A 24,673-nucleotide genomic window follows, 5' to 3' on the forward strand; every position below is an offset into this window, starting at 1 on the left:
CGGGTTTACCCGCGAAAGGGCCGGTACTGGCGAAAACATCAACTACGGATAAACGCCAGCAAATCCGCATTGATCACATCGGCATGGGTGGTGGGCATGCCATGCGGGTAGCCTTTGTAGGTTTTCAGCGTGCCATTGGGCAACAGCCTGGCCGACAGTACCCCGGAATTTTCGTATGGCACGATCTGGTCATCGTCGCCGTGCATCACCAGCACCGGCTGCTGGATGCCCTTCAGGTCCTCGGTGAAATCGGTCTGGGAAAACGCCACGATGCCATCGTAATGGGCCTTTGCACTGCCGATCATGCCTTGGCGCCACCAGTTGCCGATGATGCCTTCGCTGGCTTCGACCCCAGGGCGGTTGTAGCCGTAGAACGGCCCTGTTGGCACATCCCGGTAGAACTGCGCCCGGTTGCTGGCAACCTGGGCCTGGAAACCGTCGAATACCGACTTGGGCAGGCCACCGGGGTTGCCGGGGGTTTGTACCATCAAGGGGGGGACGGCCGCGATCAGCACGGCCTTGGCCACCTTGTCTTCAGGGTGCCGTGCCATGTAGCGCACCACTTCGCCGCCGCCGGTCGAATGGCCGACATGCACGGCGCCCTGGGTGCCCAGGTGGGCGACCACGGCGGCTACGTCGTCGGCATAGTGGTCCATGTCGTGGCCGTCCCATACCTGGCTGGAGCGGCCATGGCCCCGCCGGTCGTGGGCGACCACGCGGTAGCCTTCAGCGAGGAAGAACAGCATCTGCGCGTCCCAGTCATCGGCACTGAGCGGCCAGCCGTGGTGGAAGTGGATCACCGGCGCATCGCGCGGGCCCCAGTCCTTGTAGAAGATCTGTACGCCGTCCTTCGTGGTTACATAGCTCATGGTCGTGTCTCCTGGGTGCAGGAAGCGAAGGGAACTATTGAGAATAGGAGGGATTTTGGCGGGTATCAGGAAGTTGTGGTGCCTGTGCGGGCCTCTTCGCGGGTGAAAGGGACCTCACAGTGTAGGAGCGGGTTCACCCGCGAAGAGGCCCGCACAGGCAATACTGATGCCCTTCAGACACGGTCGCGCATGCGGTACCAGGCCTTTGCCGCCGCTTCCAATGGCGCAGCCAGCAGGTCGCCACCGGGGAAGCGGCCGTTGTCGATGCCTTGGTACAGCGCCAACAGGTCTTCATCGCCGAGAATGGCATCGCTGACCGCACGCGCCGCCGCCAGGGTCGGCAGTACACCATGACCGGAGAAGCCCTGCAGCCAGTAGCGCTGGCCCTCGCGACCGACGTCCGGGGTGCGTTGCATGCTGCAATCGATATGGCCGCCCCAGGCATAGTCGATGGCCACCCCGGCCAGTTGCGGGAACACCCGCTCCAGGTACGGGCGGGTGGCGCTGGCGACGTCCTTGGGAATGCCGCCCAGGTAAGTGCAGCCGCCACCGAACAGCAGGCGGTGGTCTGGGGTGAGGCGGAAGTAGTCGGGTACGAACTGGTTGTCGATCACGCAACTGTTGCGAGGTAGTAACGAATGGGCCAAGTCGGCATCCAGAGGCGCAGTGGCGACCTGGTAGGAACCGACTGGCAACAGGCGACGCGACAGGCTGCGGTCAAGGCGGTCGATGTAGGCGTTGCAGGCCAGCACCAATACCTGGCAGCGAACTTCGCCACGGTCGGTACGGACGACATAGCCGTCGCGAGCCTGCTGGTAGCTGAGCACCTGGCTCTGTTCGTAGATTTGCCCGCCGGCAGCCTCGATGGTACTGGCCAGGCCCTGTGCCAGTTTCAGCGGGTTGAGGTGGGCACCTTTGGCGTCGTACAGCGCGGCCTGGTAGCGCGGGCTGTCGATCCATTGCGGCAACTCGTCACGGCCGATCAGGCGCAGGGCGTCGTAACCCCATTTATGCTCGGCATCATGCAGGGCCTCTTCGAGCATTTTTACCCGGCGCGGCAATACCGCAGTCCACAGGCTGCCCTGCCGGTAGTCGATGTCGAAGCCGTGGCGCTGGGGCAGTTCGCGCATCTCGTCGGCGGCCCAGCACATGCTGGCCCATAGCCGTTGGGTGCGTTCGATGCCAAGGGCCTGCTCCAGCGGCGGCATGTCGCACGACCAGCCCAGCAGCGCCTGGCCACCGTTGCGTCCGGAGGCCGCCCAGGCAACCCGGCTGGCTTCCAGCAGTGTTACGCGTTTGCCGGCCTGGGTCAGGCGCAGGGCAGTGTGCAGGCCGCTGAAACCGGCGCCGATGATCAGCACATCGGTGTCCTGAGTGCCTTGCAGGGTAGGGCGTAATGGGATGTTGGCGGGGTAGGTCTGGGCGTAGTAACTGGCGACGTGCTGGGCGGATTGTTTGAACATGCGGGATTTCCGTGAAAATTATTATGTTTATTTTCATGAAAAGTTAGCAGTTAAATTTCACGTTGCCAATGTGTTGGTCGGGGTTTGTGGTTTGCCTGTGGTTAATGTGTTGCCTGGGCTGGCCTCTTCGCGGGTGAACCCGCTCCTACAGGGGGGCTCGCTTTTTCCGCGCCTGGCGTGGCTTGCTCGGAGTTGCCTTGTTTCCGGCCGCTTTGCTTTTGCCACCTCCACCGCGACGTTTCTTCTTCCAGGGCGGGGCCGCTCCTGCCGCTGGCCCGCTGATGGTCATGCGCATGCCGCTGCAACGCTCGACCAGCTTGCCCATCCACGCCGACTGCCGGGCAACGAACTCTTCCAGGGTCATCTCGCCGCTTTGCACCATGTCCAGCGCCTGCTCCCAGATCGCCGTGGTGCCGGGGTCGGCAATCGCGCGGGGAACGGCGTCGATCAGGCTGAAGGCCGCAGGTGTGGCCGACAACGCCTTGCCGTTCTTTACCAGGTAACCGCGGTCGAGCAGACCCTGGATAATGCTGGCGCGGGTGGCCTCGGTGCCGATGCCGGTGGTTTCCTTGAGTTTCTGCTTCAGCCGAGGGTCATCCACCAGCTTGGCCACGTTTTTCATCGCCTTGATCAGGTCGCCTTCGGTAAACGGTTTGGGTGGCTGGGTCCACAGGTCTTTCAGTTGCAGGCCGTGTACGTTGCAGTCCTGGCCTTCGCGCAGCGCCGGCAGCACCTGGGCCGGTGCTGCCTCGCGGCCTTTGGCCGGGGTGAGCGCCTCGGGCAAGGCGCGGCGCCAGCCCGGCTCGACGATCTGCTTGCCCACAGCACGCAGCGCATGACCGGCGCAGTCGAAGTCGGCCTGGGTGCGGTCGTACTCATGGTTGGGCAGGAACTGCGCCAGATAGCGGGCGCGGATCAGGGTATACACGGCCTTGTGCTTGGCCGGCAGGCGCGAGGGGTCGTTGGCGGCGGCCGTGGGGATGATGCCATGGTGAGCGCTGACTTTGGCGTCGTTCCACGCCCGCGAGCGGCGTTGCGGCTCCAGGTAGGGCTGCAGCGGTGCCAGGCTGGCATCGGCCCGTTGCAGGGCGGCGAGGATGGCGGGTGCCTCGGCGTGCTGGCTTTGTGGCAAATAGCCGCAATCACTGCGCGGGTAGGTGATCAACTTGTGTGTTTCGTACAGTGCCTGGGCAATGTCGAGGGTTTCCTGGGCGCCGAGGCCGAACTTTTTCGAGCACAGCTCCTGCAGGGTGCCAAGGTCGAAGGGCAGCGGTGCTGCTTCGCGCACACGCTCGGTCGCTACCTTTACCGCTCGGGCAGTGCCGGCATGGCCGATGTCGGTGGCGGCCCGCTGTGCCAGGTCTTGCTTCAGGCAGCGGCCTTGGTCATCACAGGCGTCTTCGGGGGCACGCCATTGGGCATTGAAGCGTTGGCCGGCGTGTTCCAGCTGGACGTCGATGGCCCAGAACGGCACCGGTACGAAGTTGGCGATGCTGCGGTCGCGGTCGACCACCAGGCGCAAGGTCGGCGTTTGCACGCGGCCTACTGGCAGCACACCCTGGTAGCCGGATTGGCGGCCCAGCAAGGTGAACAGCCGGCTCATGTTCATGCCGATCAGCCAGTCGGCGCGCGAGCGGCCCAGCGCCGAGTGGTACAGGTTGAACGTCTCGTGGCCTGGCAGCAGGCGCGCCAGGGCCTTGCGGATGGAGGCGTCATCCAGCGCCGACAGCCACAGGCGCTGCACCGGGCCTCGGTAGCGGCAGTGCTCGACCAGCTCGCGGGCAATCATTTCGCCTTCGCGGTCGGCGTCGGTGGCAATCACCAGCTCCCGCGCTTCACCGAGCAGGCGCTTGACCGCCTTGAACTGGCTGGCGGTCTTGGGCTTTACCAGCATCTTCCACTTGTCTGGAATGATCGGCAGGTCGGCCAGGTTCCAGCGCTTGTAACGTTCGTCGTAGCTGTCGGGCGGGGCGGTTTCCAGCAGGTGGCCAATGCACCAGGTGACGCAGATATCGGTGCCTTGCCAGCAGCCGTCGCCTTTGCGGTTGGCGCCGAGCACTTTGGCAATGTCTTTTGCCTGGGAGGGTTTTTCACAGAGGAACAGGCGCATGGCCGGGACGCTTCATCGGGGTGGTGGGCCATAGGATGCGCAAGCGGGGGCGCAGAGGCAAGTTTTATCTGGATGGATGTACAGGTTTTTTGTCAGCGGGGATGTATATCGCCTGAGCCGGCCTCTTCGCGGGTAAACCCGCTCCTACAGGGACGCGTGGTGCTTGTAGGAGCGGGTTTACCCGCGAAGCGGCCGGCACAGGTGATGGATCAGGCGCGCGAGTCGCGCACCATGTCGACATGCGGGATGCCAGCTTCGAGGAATTCCTCGCTGACTACGCGAAAGCCCAGCCGCTCATAGAACGGCGTGGCGTGTACCTGGGCGCTGAGCATCTGCTGTTTCAGGTCGCGGTTCTGCGCTTCGACGATGACCGCATTGACCAACGCATCGCCCACCTTCAGGCCACGCCAGTCCTTGAGCACCGAGATGCGCCCGATGGTGCCGTCGGCCAGCAGGCGCGCAGTACCGATCGGATAGTCGCCTTCCAGGGCCAGGAAGTGCAGGGCATCCTGGTCTTCCGAATCGAACTCCAGCTCTGGCGGAATGTGCTGCTCGGCGACGAACACGGCTTCACGGATTCGGCGGATGTCGGCGTTGTCTTTGTGCCAATCGGCGAGGCGAACGCTGATCTTATTCATTGGCGAATCCCAGGCTCCCTTGTTTGACCAGCTGCTGTACCAGCATAAGGCCATCTTCGTCCTGCAGCCACTCGGCCAGGTTGTCGATGTGCAAGGCGTCGGCCGCACATACCAGTTTCAGCAGCTCTCGCAGTTTGCCGGGCAGTGGGCAACTACGGCCGCTGGCGAACAGCAGCAGGTCGTCTTCGAATTCCGACCAGGCCAGGCGTGCGCTGGGGTTGCGGATCAGGATGGCGCCCTGCTCAAGGGCGTCGATCAGCTCTTCCTCGCTCAGCTCTTCGCCAACGATCTGCTCGGGGTAGCGCGGCTCGGTCATGAACTGGCCGAACCAGGTCAGCAGCAGGTCCTTGTCGCCCATGTGCTTGTCGAGCAGCGCCTTGAGGCGGTCGAGGGCATCGTGCTGGATCTGGTGCGGGTCGCTGACCGGCTGGGCGTCGGCGTCGCTGTAGCGCTCTTCGTCGGGCAGGAACTGGCCGAGGAAGTCGGTGAAGTGGGTCAGCACTTCGGCAGCGCTCGGTGCGCGGAAGCCGACCGAGTAGGTCAGGCAGTCATCCACGGCTACGCCGTAGTGAGCCAGGCGCGGTGGCAGGTAGAGCATGTCGCCGGGCTCCAGGGTCCACTCTTCACTCTGCTCGAACTCGGCCAGGATACGCAGGTCGGCGTGCTCCAGCAGCGGGCTGTCACTGCTGCACATCTGGCCGATCTTCCAGTTGCGCTGGCCGTGGCCCTGCAGCAGGAACACGTCGTAGTTGTCGAAGTGCGGGCCGACGCTGCCACCCGGGGCGGCGAAGCTGATCATCACGTCATCGATACGCCAGCTGGGCAGGAAGCGGAAGTTTTCCAGCAGTTCGGCCACTTCCGGAACGAACTGGTCAACGGCCTGTACCAGCAGGGTCCAGTCTTTTTCCGGCAGTTCGGCGAAGGTGTCTTCGCTGAACGGGCCGCGGCGCAGTTCCCACGGGTGCGCGCCGTGCTCCAGCACGATACGCGACTCGACCTCGTCTTCCAGGGCCAGGCCGGCGAGCTCGTCGGGGTCGATCGGGCTGATGAAGTCCGGGAAGGCCTGGCGTACCAGCAGCGGCTTCTTCTGCCAGTAGTCGCGCATGAATTCGCGGGCCGAGATGCCGCCGAGCAGCTGCAGTGGAGTATCAGGATTCATGTTCAACCTATTGAAAAAACGTAATTTTCGTACGGGAATAAAAACGCCCGGCCAGGCCGGGCGTTGTACGCGACGCTCAGCTTAGATGCGTTTGGCCTGGGCCGCCGCGTTACCGATGTAGGTAGCGGGGGTCAGCTGCTTGAGCTCGGCCTTGGCTTCGGCTGGCATGTCCAGGCCGTCGATGAAGGTCAGCAGCGCTTCTGGGGTGATGCCCTTGCCACGGGTCAGCTCTTTGAGCTTCTCGTAGGGGTTTTCGATGTTGAAGCGGCGCATCACGGTCTGGATCGGCTCGGCCAGCACTTCCCAGCAGGCGTCCAGGTCGGCGGCGATGCGAGCTTCGTTGACTTCCAGCTTGCCGATGCCTTTCAGGCTGGCCTCGAAGGCGATCACGCTGTGGGCAAAGCCCACGCCCAGGTTGCGCAGCACGGTGGAGTCGGTCAGGTCACGCTGCCAGCGCGAGATCGGCAGCTTGCTGGCCAGGTGCTGGAACAGCGCGTTGGCGATACCCAGGTTGCCTTCGGAGTTTTCGAAGTCGATCGGGTTGACCTTGTGCGGCATGGTCGACGAACCGATTTCGCCGGCAACGGTCTTCTGCTTGAAGTAACCCAGCGAAATGTAGCCCCACACATCACGGTCGAAGTCGATCAGGATGGTGTTGAAGCGGGCGATGGCGTCGAACAGCTCGGCGATGTAGTCGTGCGGCTCGATCTGGGTGGTGTACGGGTTGAACTGCAGGCCCAGTTCGTCTTCGATGAAGGCGCGGGCGTTCTCTTCCCAGTCGATCTGCGAGTAGGCCGACAGGTGGGCGTTGTAGTTGCCCACGGCGCCGTTGATCTTGCCCAGCAGCGGCACGGCGGCAACCTGGGCGATCTGGCGCTCCAGGCGGTACACGACGTTGGCCAGTTCTTTACCCAGGGTGGTCGGGGAAGCCGGCTGACCATGGGTACGCGACAGCATTGGCACTTCGGCGTGGGCGTGGGCCAGGGCGCGGATGGCGTCGGCGACCTGGCGCATCAGCGGCAACAGCACTTCGTCACGGCCAGCGCGCAGCATCAGGGCGTGGGACAGGTTGTTGATGTCCTCGCTGGTGCAGGCGAAGTGGATGAACTCGCTGACCTTGGCCAGCTCAGGCAGCTTGGCGGCCTGCTCCTTGAGGAGGTATTCAATGGCCTTGACGTCGTGGTTGGTGGTGCGCTCGATTTCCTTGACGCGCTCGGCGTGCTCCAGCTTGAAATCGTTGGCCAGGCTGTCCAGCAGGGCGTTGGCTTCGGCGGAGAACGCCGGCACTTCGCCGATTTGCGGGTGGGCGGCCAGGCGCTGCAGCCAGCGCACTTCGACCAGGGCGCGGAAACGGATCAGGCCGAATTCGCTGAAAATGGGGCGCAAGGCCTGGGTTTTGCCGGCATAACGGCCGTCTACAGGGGAAACCGCAGTGAGCGAAGAAAGCTGCATGGGGTGTTCTCGGACAGTCAGGCTTTTGGAAGGGCGCATATCATACATGAAAATTGCGCCTGGGTCGGGTGGCTGACCAAAGGTCGGCCCAATTTGGATCTGGTGGCAGCCCCTGTGGGAGCAGGCGTGCCCGCGAACACCGGCGTAGCCGGTGCCATACACCGCGTCGCCTGCTTCGCGGGCACGCCCGCTCCCACAAAGGGCAGCCCAGCCCGTCAGGTGGGGCTGCGCATCATGTCGTACAGTTCGTTCAGCAACTTGCGCCGGCTAAACACCAGCTGCCAGCGGTGCCCGCCCAGCTGCCGCCACAGTCGCGCGGCGCGGATGCCGGCCAGCAGCAAGGCGCGGATCTTCGAGGCGTTGTTGGGCTGCTGCAGGAAGCGCATGTCGCCGTGCACCTGAATGCGCTGGCGCAAGGTGCTCAGGGTGTCTTGATACAAGGCTCCACTGGAAGCGATGACGTTTTCGTGAACCAGGCCGAAATGCTCGGCCTGCGACTGGATTTGCGGCAGGCGGTTGCCGATGGTGTCCAGCAGGTCACCACGCTTGTTCAGCTGGCGTTCCAGGCCCAGCATCGACAGGGCGTAGCGCAGTGGCTCGCGCTGCAGGCTGTTGGGGTCGCGCTCGAGGGCGCCGATCAGCGCTCGGTAGCCGTCGCGCAGGTTCAGGTCGTCACCGCCGAACACCTCCAGGGTGTCCTTGGGGTCACGCACCAGCAGGCTGCCCAGCATGCAGCCGATATTGGCTTCACTGGCCTGGCCGGTGCGGGCGATGCGGTCGACAAGCACGGCGGCCTGGAACACACCGCCCAATGCGATCAGCTGCTCCTGCAGGTTGCTCATGCGCGCGGGCTCCACGGCTCGGCAGCCTCGATCACGCCACCGCCCAGGCACACTTCGCCGTCATAGAACACCACTGACTGGCCCGGCGTTACGGCGCGCTGAGGCTCGTCGAACACGGCGCGGTAGCCGCTGGCGGTGCGTTCCAGGGTGCATCGCTGGTCGCTCTGGCGGTAGCGCACCTTGGCAGTCAGCTGGCGTGGGCTGCCGAGGTCGACCGGGTTGACCCAGAAAATGTCCGAGGCCAGCAGGGCGCGGGAGAACAGCCATGGGTGCTCGTTGCCCTGGCCGACCACCAGCACGTTGCGGGCCAGGTCCTTGTGCAGCACGTACCACGGCTCGTCACTGGCATCTTTCAGGCCGCCAATGCCCAGGCCCTGGCGCTGGCCGATGGTGTGGTACATCAGGCCATGGTGGCGGCCGATCACTTCACCTTCGGTGGTTTCAATGTCGCCCGGCTGGGCCGGCAGGTACTGCTTGAGGAAGTCGCTGAAGCGGCGCTCGCCAATGAAGCAGATGCCGGTGGAATCTTTCTTCTTGGCGGTGGCCAGGCCGTGCTTTTCGGCGATGGCGCGTACTTCGGGCTTTTCCAGTTCGCCGACCGGGAACAGCGTGCGGGCGATTTCCTGGCCGCCGACGGCGTGCAGGAAGTAGCTCTGGTCCTTGTTCGGGTCCAGGCCCTTGAGCAGTTCGGTGAGCGCGCCAGTATCGCGGCGGCGCACATAGTGGCCGGTGGCGATCAGGTCGGCACCCAGCGACAGGGCGTAGTCGAGGAACGCCTTGAACTTGATTTCGCGGTTGCAGAGGATGTCGGGGTTGGGGGTGCGGCCAGCCTTGTATTCCTCAAGGAAGTGCTCGAACACGTTGTCCCAGTATTCGGCGGCGAAGTTGGCGGTGTGCAGCTTGATGCCGATACGGTCGCACACGGCCTGGGCGTCGGCCAGGTCTTCACGGGCGGTGCAGTATTCGGTGCCGTCGTCCTCTTCCCAGTTCTTCATGAACAGCCCTTCCACCTGGTAGCCCTGCTCGATGAGCAGAAGGGCTGAGACGGAAGAGTCCACGCCGCCGGACATGCCGACGATGACGCGGGTCTTGGCGGGGTCTTTAAGTGCTGGGCTGGTCATGGGTACCGGTGTGTATCAAGGGGGAAAAACGCCGATTCTATCAAACCCGTGGCGCCGCGTCAGTCGCGTAGCAGGTCGAGGCTGTGCAGCGGGCCTTTGAGGTAGTCATCCAGGCAGCGCGGCACCAGCTCGCTGCGCCAGCGAGTGGGGTCGGCCAGCAGTTCGTCGCGGGTCAGCCACACGGCGCGGACGATGTCGCTGTCCAGTGCCAGGTCGGCGTGATGGCGCACGGGGCGGGCGGCGAAGCAGATGCGCTGGTAGGTCACGCCGTTGCTGGGGGCGGTGTACAGGTAGATGCCGACCACGCCGGTCAGCTCGACTTCCCAGGCGGTTTCCTCCAGGGTTTCGCGCAGGGCGGCCTGGGGCAGGGTCTCGTTGGGCTCGAGGTGGCCGGCCGGCTGGTTGAAGACGTGCTGGTTGGCTTTGAATTCCTCGACGAAGAGGAACTTGCCTTCGTGCTCGACGATGGTCGCTACGGTGATGTGGGGTTGCCAGGTCATTTGCCATGTCCTTTCAGATTGCCGGGACCGCCTTGCGGTCCTTCGCGGGCAAGCCCGCTCCCACAAGGTGCAGCGCAGGTCTCACAAACTGCACCTCTCCTGTAGGAGCGGGCTTGCCCGCGAAGGGCCGCAGAGCGGCCCCATTTTCCCAGAAAGCACAAACCCCGGTGCGTGGCCGGGGTTTGTGCTGTTACTTCAAGCGAACCTTACAGGGCAGCGATGGCGCTGTTCAGGGTCTGGCTTGGGCGCATCACCTTGGCGGTCAACTCGGCATCCGGGGCGTAGTAGCCGCCGATGTCGGCTGGCTTGCCCTGAACGGCGTTGAGCTCGGCGACGATGGTCGCTTCGTTCTCGGCCAGGGTTTTTGCCAGTGGTGCGAAACGTGCCTGCAGGGCAGCGTCGTCCGTCTGAGCGGCCAGGGCTTCGGCCCAGTACAGGGTCAGGTAGAAGTGGCTGCCGCGGTTGTCGATACCGCCGACTTTGCGCGACGGCGACTTGTTGGTGTCGAGGAACTTGCCGGTAGCCTGGTCCAGGGTGTTGGCCAGAACCTTGGCGCGCGGGTTGTCGTAGGTGTTGCCCAGGTGCTCCAGGGAAGCGGCCAGGGCCAGGAATTCACCCAGCGAATCCCAACGCAGGAAGTTCTCTTCAACCAGCTGTTGCACGTGCTTCGGAGCCGAACCGCCGGCGCCGGTTTCGAACAGGCCACCGCCGTTCATCAGCGGCACGATCGACAGCATCTTGGCGCTGGTGCCCAGCTCCATGATCGGGAACAGGTCGGTCAGGTAGTCACGCAGCACGTTGCCGGTCACCGAGATGGTGTCCTTGCCTTCGCGGATGCGGGCCAGGGAGAACTTGATGGCGTCGACCGGTGCCAGGATGCGGATGTCCAGGCCGGTGGTGTCGTGATCTTTCAGGTACTTCTGCACCTTCTCGATCATGACGCCGTCGTGGGCGCGAGCCGGGTCCAGCCAGAACACCGCCGGGGTGTTGCTCAGGCGGGCACGGTTGACGGCCAGCTTGACCCAGTCCTGGATCGGCGCGTCTTTGGTCTGGCACATACGGAAGATGTCACCGGCTTCGACGTTCTGCTCCAGCACCACGTTGCCCTTGCCATCGACTACACGAACCACGCCGTCAGCCTTGACCTGGAAGGTCTTGTCGTGGGAGCCATACTCTTCGGCCTTTTGGGCCATCAGGCCAACGTTCGGCACGCTGCCCATGGTGGTCGGGTCGAAGGCACCGTTGACCTTGCAGTCTTCGATGGTGGCCTGGTAGATGCCGGCGTAGCAGCGGTCCGGGATCACGGCCTTGGCGTCTTGCAGTTCGCCTGCGGTGTTCCACATCTTGCCCGAGTCACGGATCATGGCCGGCATCGAGGCGTCGACGATCACGTCGCTCGGCACGTGCAGGTTGGTGATGCCTTTGTCGGAGTTGACCATGGCCAGGGCCGGGCGCTCGGCGTACAGGGCCTGGATGTCGGCTTCGATCTCGGCCTGCTTGTCAGCTGGCAGGTCCTTGATGCGGGCGTACAGGTCGCCGATACCGTTGTTGGCGTTGAAGCCTACTTCGGCCAGGGCAGCGGCGTGCTTGGTCAGCACGTCGTTGTAGAACTCTTCGACGATGACGCCGAACATGATCGGGTCGGAGACCTTCATCATGGTGGCTTTCAGGTGCACCGACAGCAGCACGCCGGCGGCCTTGGCATCGGCGATCTGCTCGGCGATGAAGGCTTTCAGGGCCTTGCGGCTCATGGTGGCGCAGTCGATGACTTCAGCGGCTTTGACGGCGGTTTTTTCTTTCAGCACGGTGGTGCTGCCGTCTTTGCCGACCAGCTCGATGCGCAGGCTGTCGTCAGCTTCGATCAGCGCGGCCTTTTCGCTGCCGTAGAAGTCGCCTTGAGTCATGTGGGCAACGTGCGACTTGGAGTCGGCGGCCCAGGCACCCATCTTGTGTGGGTGCTTGCGGGCGTAGTTCTTGACCGACAGCGGCGCGCGGCGGTCGGAGTTGCCTTCGCGCAGCACCGGGTTCACGGCGGAACCTTTGATGCGGTCGTAGCGGGCACGGGATTCTTTTTCTTCCGCGGTGGCCGGCTCGTCGGCGTAGTCAGGGATGTTGAAGCCCTTGCCTTGCAGTTCCTTGATCGCGGCTTTGAGCTGCGGTACCGAGGCGCTGATGTTCGGCAGCTTGATGATGTTGGCTTCAGGGGTGGTAGCCAGCTGGCCCAGTTCCGCCAGGTGATCGCCTACTTGCTTCTCTGCGCCCAGTTGCTCCGGGAAGGCGGCAAGGATACGGCCAGCCAGGGAGATGTCGCGAGTTTCGACAGCGATGTCAGCCGAAGCGGTGAACGCTTCGATGATCGGCAGCAGCGAGTAAGTGGCGAGGGCGGGGGCTTCGTCGGTGAAGGTATAGATGATCTTGGAACGGGTGGGCATGCGGGTTAACTCTCTGTGTGCTGAGCGTGCTCGAGTCTCGTGGTGCGCAGGGTAGGCGCATCGCCCTGGCAGCGCCATGAGCGGAAAGTCGAGAGGCTGCGAGCGGTGATGGTGGATGCATCAGTCGAGCGTCAAGTGCTGAGCTGCGGTAACAACCCAGGCTTTATGGCCATTCATGGCCTAGGGCGGTCCGCATTTTCCTGGGATTCGCCCCGATGACCCTTCGGTCGCGGCGGAGTATACCAAACCATTCGGGCTAATCAGCAAGGCCAAGTGATATCGGCCCATTTATAAGACCAAAGACTAAGCGGCAATGCGGCGGGTTGTCGCATGCCTTGCAGGTCGGCAGATGTGGTTTAGGCTCAGTGGATCGCACGATGTCCAAACCACACCCGACAGCGGAGTAGTGCAAGCATGGGATACCAGAAAATCAAGGTTCCGACCGACGGCAGCAAGATCACCGTCAATGCAGATCATTCGCTCAACGTGCCTGATCATCCGATCATTCCTTACATTGAAGGCGACGGGATCGGCGTCGATGTTTCGCCGGTAATGATCAAGGTGGTCGATGCCGCCGTGGAGAAGGCCTACGGCGGCAAGCGCAAGATCGCCTGGATGGAGGTATACGCTGGCGAGAAAGCCACCCAAAAGTATGACCAGGATACTTGGTTGCCGCAGGAAACCCTCGATGCCGTGCGTGATTACGTGGTGTCGATCAAGGGCCCGCTGACCACCCCGGTCGGTGGCGGCATCCGCTCGCTCAACGTGGCCCTGCGCCAGCAACTGGACCTGTATGTGTGCCTGCGGCCGGTGCTGTGGTTCCAGGGTGTACCGAGCCCGGTGAAAAAGCCGGGCGACGTCGACATGGTGATCTTCCGCGAGAACTCCGAAGACATCTATGCCGGCATCGAGTGGAAGGCCGGGTCGCCTGAGGCGAACAAGGTGATCAAGTTTCTCAAGGAGGAAATGGGGGTCACCAAGATCCGCTTCGACCAGGATTGCGGCATTGGCATCAAGCCGGTGTCTAAGGAGGGTACCAAGCGTCTGGTGCGCAAGGCCCTGCAATACGTGGTGGATAACGACCGCGAATCGCTGACCCTGGTGCACAAGGGCAACATCATGAAGTTCACCGAGGGCGCGTTCAAGGACTGGGGGTACGAGGTGGCGCGTGACGAGTTCGGCGCTGAACTGCTCGATGGTGGCCCATGGATGAAATTCAAGAACCCCAAGACCGGTCGCGAGGTCATCGTCAAGGACGCCATTGCCGACGCCATGCTGCAGCAGATCCTGCTACGCCCGGCCGAATACGACGTGATCGCCACCCTCAACCTCAACGGTGACTACCTGTCCGATGCCCTGGCGGCGGAGGTGGGCGGTATCGGCATTGCGCCGGGCGCCAACCTGTCCGACACCGTGGCCATGTTCGAGGCCACTCACGGCACGGCGCCCAAGTATGCCGGGCAGGACAAGGTCAACCCGGGCTCGGTGATCCTCTCGGCAGAGATGATGCTGCGCCACATGGGTTGGACCGAGGCCGCCGACCTGATCATCAAAGGCACCAATGGTGCCATTGCGGCCAAGACCGTGACCTACGATTTCGAGCGGTTGATGGAAGGCGCCAAGCTGGTAAGCAGCTCAGGCTTTGGCGATGAAATGATCAAACACATGTAAGGCAACAGAAAACCGGCCGTCTCCTGTAAAGAAACGGCCGGTTTTTTCGTCTATCGGCACAGCGCAGGCAGTCAGGCTTTTGCAGTTTCGCTTTGCGGCTCACCCAGGGGTCTGGCAGCCTCTGCCGCGGCGGCCGCAGCATCTTTGATTTCAACGGCGTGCAAGCCTTTGGGGCCCTGGACGATGTCGAACACCACGGCCTGGCCAGCCTTCAGGGTCTTGTATCCGTCCATTCGGATGGCGGAATAATGGGCGAACAGGTCATCGGATTTACCTTCCTCATTGATGAATCCATAGCCCTTGGCATTGTTGAACCACTTGACTTTACCGCTTGCCATCCCTATGTCCCTCTGCAAAGGACTCCATCACTGGAGTATCATCCACTTCATCCGCATACGAACCTTGCGAAAAATCTGGTTGACTGCGCGGATCTTTATCGACCACGGTGGGTTCTTATTGGTTGTAACACCGTTTTGCCGATAGTCAAGGTCACGCGGCGCCTGCGCCGGCGGTGGCCTGTGCAGTCAACCCGCAACCTTAACCTGACGCTCATGATGAAATTCTTTCCATGCATGCACCTAGTGAGATTCGACTAACATTCAATCAGGATCGCCCGCAATCGAATGAGGACGACGGCTCAGGTCTTGCAGTTCAGGAAGCCAAGCCGATCCTGCAGGCGCCACCGATGTACAAGGTGGTTTTGTTCAACGATGACTACACACCAATGGATTTCGTCGTCGAAGTGCTCGAGACGTTCTTCAGTCTGAACCGCGAGCTGGCGACCAAGATCATGCTGACCGTCCATACCGAGGGGCGGGCAGTGTGCGGATTGTTTACCCGTGACATCGCCGAAACAAAGGCCATGCAGGTCAACCAATACGCCAGGGAAAGCCAGCATCCGCTACTCTGTGAAATCGAGAAGGACGGTTAATCGCCGACCACTTGGGTATGAGGTGAAGCTATGTTAAACCGCGAGCTCGAAGTCACCCTCAATCTTGCCTTCAAGGAGGCTCGTTCGAAGCGTCATGAGTTCATGACCGTCGAGCATCTGCTGCTGGCACTCCTTGACAATGAGGCTGCCGCGACCGTTCTGCGCGCCTGTGGCGCCAATCTCGACAAGCTCAAGCATGACCTGCAAGAGTTCATCGACTCCACCACGCCGTTGATCCCTGTCAACGACGAAGACCGTGAAACCCAGCCAACCCTGGGCTTCCAGCGCGTGCTGCAGCGTGCCGTGTTCCACGTGCAGAGCTCTGGCAAGCGCGAAGTGACCGGCGCCAACGTGCTGGTGGCGATCTTCAGCGAACAGGAAAGCCAGGCCGTGTTCCTGCTCAAGCAGCAGAGCGTGGCCCGTATCGACGTGGTCAACTACATCGCCCACGGCATCTCCAAGGTGCCAGGGCATGGTGCGCAGTCTGAAAGCGAGCAGGACATGCAGGACGAAGAGGGCGGCGAAACCTCCTCTTCGAGCAACCCGCTGGACGCCTACGCCAGCAACTTGAACGAGCTGGCCCGTGCCGGCCGTATCGACCCGCTGGTAGGTCGTGAGCAGGAAGTGGAACGCGTGGCGCAAATCCTGGCCCGTCGGCGCAAGAACAACCCGCTGCTGGTGGGTGAGGCTGGCGTGGGTAAGACGGCCATCGCCGAAGGCCTGGCCAAGCGCATCGTCGATGGTCAGGTGCCTGACCTGCTGGCACAGAGCGTGGTCTACTCACTCGATCTGGGTGCCTTGCTGGCCGGTACCAAATACCGTGGTGACTTCGAGAAGCGCTTCAAGGCGCTGCTCGGTGAGCTGCGCAAGCGTCCGCAGGCCATCCTGTTCATCGACGAAATTCACACCATCATCGGCGCCGGTGCGGCGTCGGGCGGGGTGATGGATGCCTCCAACCTGCTCAAGCCGCTGCTGTCGTCGGGTGAAATCCGCTGCATCGGTTCGACCACGTTCCAGGAGTTTCGCGGCATCTTCGAGAAGGACCGTGCCCTGGCGCGGCGCTTCCAGAAGGTGGATGTCAGCGAGCCATCGGTCGAAGACACCGTGGGCATTCTGCGCGGCCTGAAAGGGCGTTTCGAAAGCCACCACAACATCGAGTACAGCGACGAAGCCCTGCGCGCCGCCGCCGAACTGGCTTCGCGCTACATCAACGACCGGCACATGCCTGACAAGGCCATTGATGTGATCGACGAGGCTGGGGCCTACCAGCGCCTGCAGCCAGAAGCCAATCGCGTCAAGCGCATTGATGTACCGCAAGTGGAGGACATCGTCGCCAAGATTGCGCGAATTCCGCCGAAGCACGTCACCAGTTCCGACAAGGAGCTGCTGCGTAACCTTGAGCGCGACCTGAAACTGACCGTGTTTGGCCAGGACCAGGCAATCGACTCGCTGGCCACCGCGATCAAGCTGTCCCGTGCCGGCCTCAAGTCGCCAGACAAGCCGGTGGGTTCGTTCCTGTTCGCCGGCCCTACCGGCGTCGGCAAGACCGAAGCGGCGCGGCAACTGGCCAAGGCGCTGGGTGTGGAGTTGGTGCGTTTCGACATGTCTGAGTACATGGAGCGTCACACCGTGTCGCGTTTGATTGGTGCGCCGCCGGGTTATGTTGGTTTTGACCAGGGTGGCTTGTTGACTGAGGCGATCACCAAGCAGCCGCACTGCGTATTGTTGCTCGATGAAATCGAGAAGGCCCACCCGGAAGTCTTCAATCTGCTGCTGCAGGTGATGGACCACGGTACCTTGACCGACAACAACGGGCGCAAGGCCGACTTCCGTAACGTGATCCTGATCATGACCACCAACGCCGGTGCAGAAACCGCGGCGCGGGCGTCGATCGGCTTCACTCATCAGGACCACGCGTCCGATGCCATGGAAGTGATCCGCAAGAGCTTCACGCCAGAGTTCCGCAACCGTCTGGATACCATCATCCAGTTTGGCCGCCTGAGCACGGAGACGATCAAAAGCATCGTCGACAAGTTCCTTATCGAATTGCAGGCGCAACTGGAAGACAAGCGTGTGCTGCTGGAAGTCAGCGATGAAGCGCGCGGTTGGCTGGCGGTTTCGGGCTATGACGTGCAGATGGGCGCGCGGCCAATGGCGCGGCTGATCCAGGACAAGATCAAGCGGCCGCTGGCCGAGGAGATCCTGTTTGGCGAGCTGGCCGAGCATGGTGGCGTGGTGCATGTCGACCTGCGCGATGGCGAACTGGTGTTCGACTTCGAAACCACCGCTGAGGTCGCGTGATGTGCAGGGGCTGCCTTGCAGCCCCTGCAGTTTCAAAAGGCACAAAAAAGCCCGGCACCTGGCCGGGCTTTTTCATGGCTTGAGTTTAGCGCGCACGGTAGGTGATGCGGCCCTTGCTCAGGTCGTACGGCGTCAGCTCGACGCGGACCTTGTCGCCAGTGAGAATACGGATGTAGTTCTTGCGCATCTTTCCGGAGATGTGCGCGGTTACGACGTGCCCGTTTTCCAACTCCACGCGGAACATGGTGTTGGGCAGGGTGTCGACGACAGTACCTTCCATTTCGAAGCTGTCTTCTTTCGACATGCAGTTGAGCCCTCGGATCCAGTGTTAGCCCGACGCATATCCGCACCGGGCAAAAAAGTGGCGTGGATTATGCCGGAAAACTGCGTGTCAAGCCAATGCTTTCAGTTGAGGGTGACCCAGCGCTGGTTTATCAGCAGCTCGATAGGTCGGTACTGCGTCTTGTAGTTCATCTTCTTGCAGTTCTTGATCCAGTAGCCCAGGTAAACCGCCTCCAGGTTCTGGCGCAGCGCTTCGGTGATCTGCCAGAGAATGGCGAAACGGCCGAGGCTGCGGCGCTCCTCGTCCGGCTCGTAGAAGGTGTACACCGCTGACAGGCCATTGGGCAGCAGGTCGCACACTGCCACCGCCATCAACCGGCCTTCCAGGCGAAATTCGTAGAACCAGCAGAACGGCAGGTCGCGTACCAGGAAGGTGGAAAACTGATCGCGGCTGGGCGGGTACATGTCGCCATCGGCGTGGCGCGTTTCGATATAGCGCCGGTACAGCTCGAAGTACTCTTCCTTGAACGCCGGGCGCGCTGCGGTTACGGTCAGGTCGGCGTTACGTTTGAGTATGCGACGCTGCTGGCGGTTGGGGATGAAACGCGCCGCCGGGATGCGCGCCGGCACGCAGGCGTTGCAGTTCTGGCAGTGTGGGCGGTACAGGTGGTCGCCACTGCGGCGAAAGCCCATTTCCGACAAATCGGCGTACACGTGCACGTCCATCGGCTGGCTGGGGTCGAGGAACAGCGTGGTCGCCTGCTCCTCCGGCAGGTAGCTGCAGGAGTGGGGCTGAGTGGCATAGAACTTCAACCGCGCCAACTCTGTCATGATCAACCCCTTCGGTGAGACTTTGTTTTAAGTGTAAGCCAGCTACGGGAACTCGCCTAGGCAACCCATGAAGCACTGTTGGGTTGGTCAAGGTGGCGTGCCAGGTAGCTGGCGAACTCGGCACGGCTGATGGCGTGGGCGCCCAGGCTGTGCAGGTGGTTGGTCGGCATCTGGCAGTCGATAAGCACGAAGCCGGCGTCTCGCAGGTGGTTGACCAAGGTCACGAAGCCGACCTTGGAGGCGTTGTCGGCGCGGCTGAACATCGATTCGCCAAAGAACAGCTGGCCCATGGCGAGGCCGTACAGGCCCCCGACCAGTTCGCCGTCCTGGCGAACTTCGACCGAATGGGCGATGCCGCGGCGGTGCAGCTCGCAGTAGGCGTTGCGCATGGTGTCGGTGATCCAGGTGCCGTCAGCGTAGTCGCGAGGCGCGGCGCAGGCGGCGATCACGGCCGGGAAGTCGGTGTCGAAGCTGACCTGGTAGCGGCCTTGGCGCATCAGCTTGGCCAGCGAGCGTGACACATGCAACTGGTCAGGCAACAACACCGTGCGCGGGTCGGGTGACCACCACAGGATCGGTTGGCCGTCCTGGTACCACGGGAAGCAGCCATGGCGATACGCCTGCACCAGACGCTCGGGGCTCAGGTCACCGCCGGCGGCCAGTAGGCCGTTGGGGTCGTGCAGCGCCTTTTCCAGGGGCGGGAAGGTCAGCGAGTCGCGGGTCAGCCAGGTGAGCATGGTCTATCGTGCGGTGGGGGAGGGGAGAGGGCAGCATGGCTTGGGTCAAAAGCGGGGTCAATCTCTTTGGGTGCCTCAAAGCCAGCGCGGTAACCTGCACAAGCTACCCCCTACAGGGAGGTGAGGCCGTTTTGCGGCAATTCAGGGCAATTTCCTACACATTCATCAAACCGCAGGCACCATCCGCTACATTTGCTGTCACACCTGTGCAAAAACACAGCATAAGCCTTTGTCACAAAAGAAAATGCATGCTCAAATTGCAGCTATATGAATTCGCCCCCGGCCAAACCCCCCATACGGCGTGCCGCCATGGCGGCTGGCGGGCAGTAATGTTAAAAGTAGTGGTTCGTTGGTCGCGCAGCGGCCGATCACTATTGGACGCGCACCACGCGCAGGAATAGACGCGTTTTGAAGAAATCCACCGCAACTCCAGCTCCATTGCCTGTGCCACTGTGGCGGCAGCAGCTGCATTATCGCCTCAAGGAAGGTGCGTTGATCGCTGTCGGCGCGCTGTGCCTGTACCTGTGGATGGCGCTGCTGACCTACGATACGTCGGACCCGGGCTTCAGCCACACCAGCAACGTCGACCAGGTGCAGAATGCGGCCGGGCGTGCCGGTGCCTACTTCGCCGACATCCTGTTCATGGTGCTGGGTTACTTCGCCTATATTTTTCCGCTGCTGCTGGCGGTCAAGACCTGGCAGATTTTCCGCGAACGCCACCAGCCGTGGGATTGGAGCGGCTGGCTGTTCTCCTGGCGGCTGATTGGCCTGGTGTTCCTGGTGCTGTCGGGGGCAGCGCTGGCGCATATCCACTTCCACCCGCCCGCCAGCCTGCCGTTCTCCGCCGGTGGTGCACTGGGCGAAAGCCTGGGCGACCTGGCGCGCAACCTGCTGAACGTGCAGGGCAGCACGCTGATGTTCATTGCCCTGTTCCTGTTCGGCCTGACCGTCTTCACCGACCTGTCGTGGTTCAAGGTGATGGACCTGACCGGCAAGATCACCCTCGACCTGTTCGAACTGGTGCAAGGGGCTGCCACCCGCTGGTGGGAAGCGCGCAACGAGCGCAAGCGCCTCGAGGCACAGCTGCGCGAGGATGAACCGGTGTTCAAGGCCGCGCCGATGGCTGCCGAGAAGCGCGAGCCGGCCAAACCGTCACTGCGCGAGCGCATCCTCAAGCGTGAAGAGCCACCCGCTCAGCCGGTCGAGCCACGTGAGCCAACCCTTGCACGCGAACCGATTGTGCCGCCACGTGAAACGGCGCCTGAGGCATTGGCGCCGCGTGAAACCGTGGTGCCCCGCCAGCAGCACGCAGCGCCCACCATTGTGCCGCCGTCAGCCGCCAAGGCGCCGGAGCCGAGCAAGCGGGCGATGAAGGAAAAGCAGGCGCCGCTGTTCGTCGACAGCGCCGTGGAAGGCACTTTGCCCTCGATTTCCATCCTCGACCCGGCCGAACAGAAAAAGATCGAGTATTCGCCAGAGTCCCTGGCCGGCGTCGGTCAGCTGCTGGAAATCAAGCTCAAGGAATTCGGTGTGGAAGTGGCGGTGGACTCGATCCACCCCGGCCCGGTAATTACCCGTTACGAAATCCAGCCGGCCGCCGGCGTGAAGGTCAGCCGCATCGCCAACCTGGCCAAGGACCTGGCGCGTTCGCTGGCCGTGACCAGTGTGCGAGTGGTCGAGGTCATCCCTGGCAAGACCACGGTAGGTATCGAGATACCCAACGAAAACCGCCAGATGGTGCGCTTCTCCGAAGTGCTGGCCACGCCGCAGTACGACGAGCAGAAATCGCCCGTCACGCTGGCGCTGGGCCACGACATTGGCGGCAAGCCGGTGATCACTGACCTGGCCAAGATGCCGCACCTGTTGGTGGCCGGTACTACCGGCTCCGGTAAGTCGGTGGGTGTGAACGCGATGATTTTGTCGATCCTGTTCAAGTCCAGCCCGGAAGACGCGCGGCTGATCATGATCGACCCGAAAATGCTTGAACTGTCGATCTACGAAGGCATCCCGCACTTACTGTGCCCGGTGGTCACCGACATGAAGGACGCCGCCAACGCCCTGCGCTGGAGCGTGGCCGAAATGGAGCGGCGCTACAAACTGATGGCGGCCATGGGCGTGCGTAACCTGGCCGGTTTCAACCGCAAGATCAAGGACGCCCAGGAAGCGGGCGAAATCATCCATGACCCGCTGTATCGCCGTGAGAGCATGGACGATGAGCCACCTGCGCTGAAAACCCTTCCCACCATCGTGGTGGTGGTGGACGAATTCGCCGACATGATGATGATCGTCGGCAAGAAGGTCGAAGAGCTGATCGCCCGTATCGCGCAGAAGGCACGGGCGGCCGGTATTCACCTGATCCTCGCCACCCAGCGCCCGTCGGTGGACGTGATCACCGGCCTGATCAAGGCCAACATCCCGACCCGTATGGCGTTCCAGGTGTCGAGCAAGATCGACTCGCGTACCATCATCGACCAGGGCGGTGCCGAACAGCTGCTGGGCCATGGCGACATGCTGTACATGCCGCCGGGCACCAGCCTGCCGATCCGGGTGCACGGCGCATTCGTGTCCGACGACGAAGTGCACCGCACGGTCGAGGCGTGGAAGCTGCGTGGCGCCCCGGACTACAACGACGACATCCTCAACGGCGTCGAAGAAGCCGGTAGCGGCTTTGATGGCGGCGGCGGCGGTGGCGAGGGTGACGATGCCGAAACCGACGCCCTGTATGATGAAGCGGTGCAATTCGTGCTTGAGAGCCGTCGCGCCTCCATTTCTGCCGTGCAACGCAAGCTGAAGATCGGCTACAACCGTGCCGCGCGCATGATCGAGTCGATGGAGATGGCCGGCGTTGTCACCCCGATGAACAGCAACGGCTCGCGGGAAGTGATAGCCCCGGGCGGCCCGCGCGACTGATGAACACCCTGCCGGGCGCCAACGGTGGCGCCCGGCCTTTTCAACGCTCAATGAGGATTCCCATGCGCGCGATTCGCATGCTGTTGGTTTCTGCCCTTACCCTGGGCTCGGTTACTGCTTATGCCGGTGAGCAAGACGTACAACGCCTGACCCAGTTACTGGAAAAGTCGCAGACCATCGAGGCCAACTTCTCCCAGCTGACCCTGGGCGCCGATGGCACCAGCCTGCAGGAAACCTCGGGCAAGATGACGGTCAAGCGCCCGGGCCTGTTCTACTGGCACACCGATGCACCGCAGGAGCAGGTGGTGGTGTCGGACGGCAAGAACGTCACCCTGTGGGACCCGGACTTGGAACAGGCCACCATCAAGAAGCTCGACGTGCGCCTGAACCAGACCCCGGCGCTGCTGCTGTCGGGTGATGTGTCGAAGATCAGCCAGAGCTTCGACATCGCCTCGAAGGAGCAGGGTGAAGTGATGGACTTCACCCTCAAGCCAAAGACCAAGGACACGTTGTTCGACTCGCTGCGCGTGTCGTTCCGCAAAGGCCTGATCAATGACATGCAGCTGATCGACAGCGTCGGCCAGCGCACCAACATCCTGTTCAATGGCGTCAAGGCCAACCAGGCGGTGCCGGACAGCAAGTTCAAGTTCGACATCCCCAAAGGCGCGGACGTGATCAAGGAGTAACCAGAGCTCGCCATGGACCTGTTTCGAAGCGAACCTGTCGCCCAGCCCCTGGCCGCCCGTCTGCGCCCGTCCAGCCTGGATGAGTACGTCGGCCAGGAGCACCTGCTGGCGCGCGGTAAACCGCTGCGCGAAGCGCTGGAACAAGGTGCGCTGCACTCGATGATCTTCTGGGGGCCGCCCGGGGTCGGCAAGACCACGCTGGCGCGGTTGCTGGCGCAGTTCTGCGATGCGCACTTCGAAACGGTGTCGGCGGTGCTGGCCGGGGTGAAAGAGATCCGCCAGGCGGTGGAGGTGGCCAAACAGCAGGCTGGCCAATATGGCCGTCGCACCATCCTGTTCGTTGACGAGGTGCACCGCTTCAACAAGTCGCAGCAGGACGCGTTTTTGCCCTATGTCGAGGACGGCACCCTGCTGTTCATCGGTGCCACCACCGAAAACCCGTCGTTCGAGCTGAACAACGCGCTGCTGTCGCGGGCGCGGGTGTATGTGCTCAAGAGCCTGGACGAAGCGGCCTTGCGCAAGCTGGTCAACCGTGCGCTGACGGAAGCGCGTGGCCTGGGCAAGCGCAACCTGCGGGTGGGCGACGACGCCTTCAAGATGCTGATGGCCGCCGCCGACGGCGATGGCCGGCGCATGCTCAACTTCCTTGAGAACGCCTCGGACCTGGCTGAAGACGGCAGCGAGATCGACGTCGAGATGCTACAGAGCCTGCTGGGTGACAGTCGCCGCCGCTTCGACAAAGGCGGCGAGGCGTTTTACGACCAGATATCCGCACTGCACAAGTCGGTGCGCGGCTCCAACCCCGATGGCGCCCTGTACTGGTTTGCACGCATGCTCGACGGCGGCTGCGATCCGTTGTACATCGCCCGCCGCGTGGTGCGCATGGCCAGCGAGGACATCGGCAACGCCGACCCGCGTGCGCTTAGCCTGTGCCTGGCAGCCTGGGATGTGCAGGAGCGCCTTGGCAGCCCCGAGGGCGAGTTGGCGGTGGCACAGGCCATCACCTACCTGGCCTGTGCACCCAAGAGCAACGCGGTGTACGTGGGGTTCAAGACCGCCCTGCGCGAAGCGGCCGAGCATGGTTCGCTGGAGGTGCCGTTGCACCTGCGCAATGCCCCGACCAAGCTGATGAAGCAGTTGGGCTATGGCGACGAGTACCGCTATGCCCACGATGAACCTGACGCCTACGCCGCCGGTGAGGATTACTTCCCCGACGAGCTGGAACCGCGCCGGTACTATCAGCCGGTGCCCCGTGGCCTGGAACTGAAAATTGGCGAGAAGCTGCGCCATCTGGCCGACCTCGACCGCAACAGCCCCCGCCAGCGGAGAAAACCGTGATTGCACTCATCGCCGCAGTCAGCGCGGGTGGTATTGCCGGCACCTTGTTGCGCTTTGCTACCACCAACTGGGTAGCGGCCCACTGGCCACGGCACTTCTATGCCGGTACGCTGGCGGTCAACCTGGTTGGCTGTCTGCTGATCGGCTTGCTCTATGGCTTGTTCTTGCACAAGCCGCTGGCGCCGGTCGAACTGCGCGCCGGCCTGATTGTCGGCTTCCTCGGGGGCCTGACGACCTTTTCCTCCTTCTCGCTCGATACCGTGCGCCTGATGGAAAGCGGGCAAGTGCCCCTTGCCTTGGGCTATACCAGTATCAGCGTAGTGGGCGGGCTGCTCGCAACCTGGGCTGGCCTGTCCCTGACCCGATTCTGAACCAACACCTACACATAACGAGAGAACGA

Annotated in this window: 21 protein-coding genes; 7 read left to right on the forward strand and 14 right to left on the reverse strand. The window is 62.6% G+C overall.

Going from position 1 to position 24,673, the window contains the following annotated elements; genetic code table 11:
• Positions 1–38: 38 nt before the first annotated feature.
• The 10 genes from REH59_RS09620 to REH59_RS09665 form a co-directional block, all read right to left on the reverse strand.
• The gene (locus REH59_RS09620) at positions 39–869 is read right to left on the reverse strand and encodes an alpha/beta fold hydrolase (RefSeq protein ID WP_014860797.1); all 831 of its coding nucleotides are present in this window, start codon (positions 867–869) and stop codon (positions 39–41) included.
• Positions 870–1,042: 173 nt separating this feature from the next.
• Positions 1,043–2,332, reverse strand: coding sequence for an NAD(P)/FAD-dependent oxidoreductase (locus tag REH59_RS09625; RefSeq protein WP_014860796.1), 1,290 nt, complete (start codon positions 2,330–2,332; stop codon positions 1,043–1,045).
• A gap of 145 nt (positions 2,333–2,477) precedes the next feature.
• Positions 2,478–4,442, reverse strand: a complete 1,965-nt coding sequence (locus REH59_RS09630) for a DNA topoisomerase III (protein ID WP_265536631.1) — start codon at positions 4,440–4,442, stop codon at positions 2,478–2,480.
• Between the two features lie 209 nt (positions 4,443–4,651).
• Positions 4,652–5,080 (reverse strand): GNAT family N-acetyltransferase, encoded by a 429-nt coding sequence (locus REH59_RS09635; RefSeq protein ID WP_003251237.1) that lies wholly within the window; start codon positions 5,078–5,080, stop codon positions 4,652–4,654.
• Positions 5,073–6,239, reverse strand: a complete 1,167-nt coding sequence (locus REH59_RS09640; RefSeq protein WP_012051819.1) for a cupin domain-containing protein — start codon at positions 6,237–6,239, stop codon at positions 5,073–5,075. The genes REH59_RS09635 and REH59_RS09640 overlap by 8 nt, the downstream gene beginning before the upstream one ends.
• An 81-nt stretch (positions 6,240–6,320) precedes the next feature.
• Positions 6,321–7,691, reverse strand: a complete 1,371-nt coding sequence (gene purB, locus REH59_RS09645) for an adenylosuccinate lyase (RefSeq protein WP_003251234.1) — start codon at positions 7,689–7,691, stop codon at positions 6,321–6,323.
• Positions 7,692–7,906: 215 nt separating this feature from the next.
• Entirely contained in the window at positions 7,907–8,533 is a 627-nt protein-coding gene (gene hflD / locus REH59_RS09650) for a high frequency lysogenization protein HflD (RefSeq protein ID WP_003251232.1), read from the reverse strand.
• Entirely contained in the window at positions 8,530–9,654 is a 1,125-nt protein-coding gene (gene mnmA / locus REH59_RS09655) for a tRNA 2-thiouridine(34) synthase MnmA (protein WP_003251230.1), read from the reverse strand. The genes hflD and mnmA overlap by 4 nt, the downstream gene beginning before the upstream one ends.
• Positions 9,655–9,713: 59 nt before the next feature.
• Positions 9,714–10,154 carry an NUDIX hydrolase gene (locus REH59_RS09660; RefSeq protein ID WP_003251227.1) on the reverse strand — a complete coding sequence of 147 codons (441 nt, stop codon included), beginning with the start codon at positions 10,152–10,154 and terminating at the stop codon, positions 9,714–9,716.
• Between the two features lie 206 nt (positions 10,155–10,360).
• Positions 10,361–12,586: an NADP-dependent isocitrate dehydrogenase gene (locus tag REH59_RS09665; protein ID WP_014859315.1), complete on the reverse strand. Its 2,226-nt coding sequence runs from the start codon at positions 12,584–12,586 to the stop codon at positions 10,361–10,363.
• A 414-nt stretch (positions 12,587–13,000) separates the two neighbouring features.
• Between REH59_RS09665 and icd the strand changes: the two genes are divergently transcribed.
• On the forward strand, positions 13,001–14,257 hold the full coding sequence (gene icd, locus REH59_RS09670) for an NADP-dependent isocitrate dehydrogenase (protein ID WP_014859314.1): 1,257 nt from the start codon (positions 13,001–13,003) through the stop codon (positions 14,255–14,257).
• A 71-nt stretch (positions 14,258–14,328) separates the two neighbouring features.
• Here the strand turns inward: icd and cspD are convergent, their stop codons facing one another.
• Positions 14,329–14,595: a cold shock domain-containing protein CspD gene (gene cspD / locus REH59_RS09675; protein ID WP_003251222.1), complete on the reverse strand. Its 267-nt coding sequence runs from the start codon at positions 14,593–14,595 to the stop codon at positions 14,329–14,331.
• A 230-nt stretch (positions 14,596–14,825) separates the two neighbouring features.
• Between cspD and clpS the strand changes: the two genes are divergently transcribed.
• Positions 14,826–15,188, forward strand: coding sequence for an ATP-dependent Clp protease adapter ClpS (gene clpS / locus REH59_RS09680; protein WP_003251220.1), 363 nt, complete (start codon positions 14,826–14,828; stop codon positions 15,186–15,188).
• A 30-nt stretch (positions 15,189–15,218) separates the two neighbouring features.
• On the forward strand, positions 15,219–17,489 hold the full coding sequence (clpA, locus tag REH59_RS09685) for an ATP-dependent Clp protease ATP-binding subunit ClpA (protein ID WP_003251217.1): 2,271 nt from the start codon (positions 15,219–15,221) through the stop codon (positions 17,487–17,489).
• 85 nt (positions 17,490–17,574) lie between these two features.
• Here the strand turns inward: clpA and infA are convergent, their stop codons facing one another.
• The 3 genes from infA to aat form a co-directional block, all read right to left on the reverse strand.
• Positions 17,575–17,793 carry a translation initiation factor IF-1 gene (gene infA, locus REH59_RS09690; protein WP_002553999.1) on the reverse strand — a complete coding sequence of 73 codons (219 nt, stop codon included), beginning with the start codon at positions 17,791–17,793 and terminating at the stop codon, positions 17,575–17,577.
• 101 nt (positions 17,794–17,894) lie between these two features.
• Positions 17,895–18,602 carry an arginyltransferase gene (locus tag REH59_RS09695; RefSeq protein ID WP_003251215.1) on the reverse strand — a complete coding sequence of 236 codons (708 nt, stop codon included), beginning with the start codon at positions 18,600–18,602 and terminating at the stop codon, positions 17,895–17,897.
• Positions 18,603–18,658: 56 nt separating this feature from the next.
• Complete coding sequence (aat, locus tag REH59_RS09700; protein ID WP_003251213.1) at positions 18,659–19,339, reverse strand: leucyl/phenylalanyl-tRNA--protein transferase; 681 nt, start codon at positions 19,337–19,339, stop codon at positions 18,659–18,661.
• Between the two features lie 408 nt (positions 19,340–19,747).
• Between aat and REH59_RS09705 the strand changes: the two genes are divergently transcribed.
• The 4 genes from REH59_RS09705 (at position 19,748) to crcB (ending at position 24,644) form a co-directional block, all read left to right on the forward strand.
• On the forward strand, positions 19,748–22,249 hold the full coding sequence (locus REH59_RS09705) for a DNA translocase FtsK (protein WP_014859313.1): 2,502 nt from the start codon (positions 19,748–19,750) through the stop codon (positions 22,247–22,249).
• Positions 22,250–22,311: 62 nt separating this feature from the next.
• A complete protein-coding gene (gene lolA, locus REH59_RS09710) occupies positions 22,312–22,935 on the forward strand; it encodes an outer membrane lipoprotein chaperone LolA (protein ID WP_003251209.1) in 624 nt (207 codons plus the stop codon).
• Positions 22,936–22,947: 12 nt separating this feature from the next.
• Positions 22,948–24,273, forward strand: a complete 1,326-nt coding sequence (locus REH59_RS09715) for a replication-associated recombination protein A (RefSeq protein WP_014859312.1) — start codon at positions 22,948–22,950, stop codon at positions 24,271–24,273.
• Complete coding sequence (crcB, locus tag REH59_RS09720; RefSeq protein ID WP_003251205.1) at positions 24,270–24,644, forward strand: fluoride efflux transporter CrcB; 375 nt, start codon at positions 24,270–24,272, stop codon at positions 24,642–24,644. The genes REH59_RS09715 and crcB overlap by 4 nt, the downstream gene beginning before the upstream one ends.
• The last annotated feature ends 29 nt before the right edge of the window (positions 24,645–24,673 follow it).

This window comes from Pseudomonas sp. BO3-4, from assembly GCF_034044115.1.
GTDB lineage: Bacteria > Pseudomonadota > Gammaproteobacteria > Pseudomonadales > Pseudomonadaceae > Aquipseudomonas > Aquipseudomonas alloputida.

Coding starts and splice junctions, on each gene's coding strand:
- REH59_RS09620 (WP_014860797.1), bottom strand. CDS start 869: ATGAGCTATGTAACCACGAAGGACGGCGTACAGATCTTCTACAAGGAC.
- REH59_RS09625 (WP_014860796.1), bottom strand. CDS start 2,332: ATGTTCAAACAATCCGCCCAGCACGTCGCCAGTTACTACGCCCAGACC.
- REH59_RS09630 (WP_265536631.1), bottom strand. CDS start 4,442: ATGCGCCTGTTCCTCTGTGAAAAACCCTCCCAGGCAAAAGACATTGCC.
- REH59_RS09635 (WP_003251237.1), bottom strand. CDS start 5,080: ATGAATAAGATCAGCGTTCGCCTCGCCGATTGGCACAAAGACAACGCC.
- REH59_RS09640 (WP_012051819.1), bottom strand. CDS start 6,239: ATGAATCCTGATACTCCACTGCAGCTGCTCGGCGGCATCTCGGCCCGC.
- purB (WP_003251234.1), bottom strand. CDS start 7,691: ATGCAGCTTTCTTCGCTCACTGCGGTTTCCCCTGTAGACGGCCGTTAT.
- hflD (WP_003251232.1), bottom strand. CDS start 8,533: ATGAGCAACCTGCAGGAGCAGCTGATCGCATTGGGCGGTGTGTTCCAG.
- mnmA (WP_003251230.1), bottom strand. CDS start 9,654: ATGACCAGCCCAGCACTTAAAGACCCCGCCAAGACCCGCGTCATCGTC.
- REH59_RS09660 (WP_003251227.1), bottom strand. CDS start 10,154: ATGACCTGGCAACCCCACATCACCGTAGCGACCATCGTCGAGCACGAA.
- REH59_RS09665 (WP_014859315.1), bottom strand. CDS start 12,586: ATGCCCACCCGTTCCAAGATCATCTATACCTTCACCGACGAAGCCCCC.
- icd (WP_014859314.1), top strand. CDS start 13,001: ATGGGATACCAGAAAATCAAGGTTCCGACCGACGGCAGCAAGATCACC.
- cspD (WP_003251222.1), bottom strand. CDS start 14,595: ATGGCAAGCGGTAAAGTCAAGTGGTTCAACAATGCCAAGGGCTATGGA.
- clpS (WP_003251220.1), top strand. CDS start 14,826: ATGCATGCACCTAGTGAGATTCGACTAACATTCAATCAGGATCGCCCG.
- clpA (WP_003251217.1), top strand. CDS start 15,219: ATGTTAAACCGCGAGCTCGAAGTCACCCTCAATCTTGCCTTCAAGGAG.
- infA (WP_002553999.1), bottom strand. CDS start 17,793: ATGTCGAAAGAAGACAGCTTCGAAATGGAAGGTACTGTCGTCGACACC.
- REH59_RS09695 (WP_003251215.1), bottom strand. CDS start 18,602: ATGACAGAGTTGGCGCGGTTGAAGTTCTATGCCACTCAGCCCCACTCC.
- aat (WP_003251213.1), bottom strand. CDS start 19,339: ATGCTCACCTGGCTGACCCGCGACTCGCTGACCTTCCCGCCCCTGGAA.
- lolA (WP_003251209.1), top strand. CDS start 22,312: ATGCGCGCGATTCGCATGCTGTTGGTTTCTGCCCTTACCCTGGGCTCG.
- REH59_RS09715 (WP_014859312.1), top strand. CDS start 22,948: ATGGACCTGTTTCGAAGCGAACCTGTCGCCCAGCCCCTGGCCGCCCGT.